The organism is Streptomyces sp. NPDC002130, assembly GCF_040296465.1.
Lineage (GTDB): Bacteria > Actinomycetota > Actinomycetes > Streptomycetales > Streptomycetaceae > Streptomyces.
The window spans coordinates 1-1,381 of sequence record NZ_JBEOXI010000875.1; the positions used below are offsets into that span (position 1 = coordinate 1).

General features: G+C 65.7%; 2 protein-coding genes. Both read left to right on the top strand.

All coding sequences use genetic code 11. The annotated features are described in order from the left end of the window. Window positions 1-96 precede the first annotated feature (96 nt). The gene (locus ABT116_RS46535) at window positions 97-933 is read left to right on the top strand and encodes an ABC transporter substrate-binding protein (protein WP_351647296.1); all 837 of its coding nucleotides are present in this window, start codon (window positions 97-99) and stop codon (window positions 931-933) included. 17 nt (window positions 934-950) lie between these two features. Continuing rightward, window positions 951-1,169: a hypothetical protein gene (locus ABT116_RS46540; protein ID WP_351647298.1), complete on the top strand. Its 219-nt coding sequence runs from the start codon at window positions 951-953 to the stop codon at window positions 1,167-1,169. Window positions 1,170-1,381: the final 212 nt, after the last annotated feature.

Consider the following 1,381-nt stretch of genomic DNA (forward strand, 5'->3'; position numbering starts at 1 on the left):
GCCCTGACGCGGCTCGTGGAGCACGTGCACACGCTGACCGCGCGCTGACGCCCGGCCACCGGTCGGCCGCTTCGGTGAACGCGGCCGTACGGCACCGTGCCCGCGTCGGCGGAGCGCATCGTGGTTCTGAGTGGCGGTCTCGCCGGATACCTGTACGCCCTGGACGCACCGGTGGTTGCCACCGATACCCGCGTCCTCGGTGTCACGAACCTCGACGGTGGATTCCCGCCGGCATGGTCGGACGCCGCAAAGGCGCAGGGCACCAAGGAATTGCCGGCCGGCGAGCAGCTCAATATCGAGGCCGTCGCGGCGGCTGAACCCGACCTGATCATCGGCGGTGGCCAGGGCATCACCTCGGTTCAGGCCGAGGAACTCTACGACCAGCTGACCGCTATCGCACCCACCGTGTTGGTCCCCAAGACGGTTGCCAACTGGGACAAGCAGCTCGAAATCGTCGCCGACGCCGCGGGCCGTTCCGACCAGGTTCCGGCACTGTTGAGCGCATACGAGGACAAGGTCAAAGAGGTCAAGGGCAAGATCAAGGTTCCCGAGGGCAACGTCGTCTACTTCCTCTCGGTCTCGAGCAACAAGCCGTACCTCGTTCCGCCGACGGCCGCGCTGCCCGCGATGCTCGCCGAGCTCGGTTTCAAGGCCGACGACGTCATGGCCAAGGCCGGCAACCCGCAGCTCTTCGGCTCGGGTGACTCGTTCGAGGTCAGCCCGGAGCTGCTCTCGCAGGTCGCCGATGCGCCTGTCGCCTTTGTCCTTCCGGTGTCCGGTCGCCCGATGGCCGAGCTTGCCACCGATCCGCTCTACTCGCAGTTGCCGTCGTTCAAGGCCGGCACGACGTTCGAGCTCCCCGCCAGCAGCTACCGTCCTGACTACGACGGCGCAATGGCTACCCTCGACCTGATCGGCCAGACCTTCGCATGACTCGATTCGGTGGGCTGGTGATCGATGTTTCACCGCTGCAGACCAGCCGTCCATTCCGGTATGCCTTCTCGGCGCGATTGATCTCGCTGCTCGGGATCGGACTGCTCGTCGTAGCCGTTCCCGCGCAGACATACCAGCTCACCGGGTCGACCTTGCAGGTTGCCGGAGTGTCCACGGCGATGGCCATCGCCATGTTCTTCGGCAGCCTGTTCGGCGGCGTGCTCGCTGACCGTTAAGATCGGCGACGCACCATCCAGTTTGCCCGCAGTGCTGCGGGTCTCGGCTTTGTCATTCTCGGGTGCAATGCGCTCTTGCCACACCCGTCGATGTGGGTCATCTACGTCGCGGCAGCTGTCGACGGCTTGGCCGGCGGTGTCAGCAGCTCGGCCCTGATGGCTTTGATGCCGACACTGTTGCCGCGCAACAAGATGGCAGCGGCCGGCGCATT